This is a genomic window from Roseivivax sp. CAU 1761 (assembly GCF_054482755.1).
Genome location: NZ_JBTLRM010000073.1, coordinates 1 through 1,189, shown reverse-complemented (window position 1 = coordinate 1,189; position 1,189 = coordinate 1). Strand labels below are relative to the sequence as shown.

Sequence of the window (1,189 nt, the reverse complement as noted above, 5' to 3'; positions counted from 1 at the left end):
CCAGATCGAGGGTCGGATCGGGCCAGGACGCCGCCAGCACCAATTCGTCCTCCATGACCTTCTCGGCGGTCAAGCCAGGGCGCAGTTGCGGCGTATACATGAGCCCGGCCTGCATGCTGCCCTTGATCAGGAAGCGCATCAGCCGTTCGGGCATCCCGAGTTCGAGCCGCAGGCTGAGCTCAGGCATGTTGGCCCGAAGCCCGTCGACCCAGCGGAACCCGAGACGAGGCCACAGCGAGAACTGGGCACCGATCGTCATGCTCTTCTGGAAGCCCTCGGGGATGCCGACCTGTTGACGCGCCTCTTCCCAGACTTTCAGGAGCGAGAGCGCGTATTTCTCGAACTCGCGTCCGGCATGAGTCAGTTCCGCGCCCGCCTTGGACCGTTCGAAGAGCCGCTTGCCGAGCGCTTGTTCGAGGCGTTGGATGCGCAGCGAGACTGCCGATTGCGTGACGTAGAGGCGGTCGGACGCGGACACGAAGGAGCCGGTTGCGGCGACTTCAAGGAAGGTCTTCACCAAGGTCGTGTCCATGCCACAGGTATAAGCGATACTCGTTACAAGGCCAAATCTTATTCGTTTTTCGCATGTGACCGCGTTGGCTACCCTTCTCGGACGCAGGGATGCAGCGCGTCGACCTATCAATCGCGCCGCATCCTCACACCCCAGTGGCCATCGCGCCGTTCGAACCGAGGAGATTCGAATGATCATTTCGCGGAAAGCTCTGACCACCCTCTGCGCCACCGCTGTTGTGGCGCTGACTGCCTGCACCGCCGAGAAGGCCGTGGACAACACCGTCGATGCCTCGTTGTTCGCAACCCGCACCGTGGTCAAGGGCGCGGTGGGCGCGGGAAAGCTCGTCGCGAAGGGCACCAATGCCGCGGTGCGCGGCGCCTCCGACGACGACTGACCGAGGGCTCATTTGACGTTCCCCCGATCTTGGGGATGGCGACAGGCCTCGGCTTGATCTTGATCAAGGTGTTGGCGTCGCCGTCCACTATAGGCTCACCCGAGCCAAGAAGGGACCGAACGTCATGAAGTTATCATTCGCCGTGAACGCGCTGCTCGTCGCGGCCGGATGCGTTCGCGAGGGGCCGACAGCCGGCCGCATGCTTTACGCGGAGCACTGCGCCGCCTGCCATGGACCGCGCGCCAAAGGCGATGGGCATGCTGCGTCGGGATTGGCTACTT

The 1,189-nt window shown here is 63.3% G+C and carries 3 protein-coding genes; 2 read left to right on the top strand and 1 reads right to left on the bottom strand.

Translation table 11 applies throughout. The features are described from left to right. Positions 1–532 (bottom strand): LysR family transcriptional regulator (locus ACXYMW_RS19720; RefSeq protein WP_459037035.1); only part of this gene is annotated, 532 nt, incomplete at its 3' end. A 169-nt stretch (positions 533–701) separates the two neighbouring features. On the opposite strand from ACXYMW_RS19720, the gene ACXYMW_RS19715 reads away from it, so the two are divergent. Next, a complete protein-coding gene (locus ACXYMW_RS19715) occupies positions 702–908 on the top strand; it encodes a hypothetical protein (RefSeq protein WP_459037034.1) in 207 nt (68 codons plus the stop codon). Positions 909–1,032: 124 nt separating this feature from the next. Beyond that, positions 1,033–1,189: c-type cytochrome (locus ACXYMW_RS19710; protein WP_459037036.1), on the top strand; the 157-nt coding region annotated here is incomplete at its 3' end.

Excerpts from the sequence above, each read along its gene's own strand:
- ACXYMW_RS19715 (WP_459037034.1), top strand. The coding sequence starts at position 702 with ATGATCATTTCGCGGAAAGCTCTGACCACCCTCTGCGCCACCGCTGTT.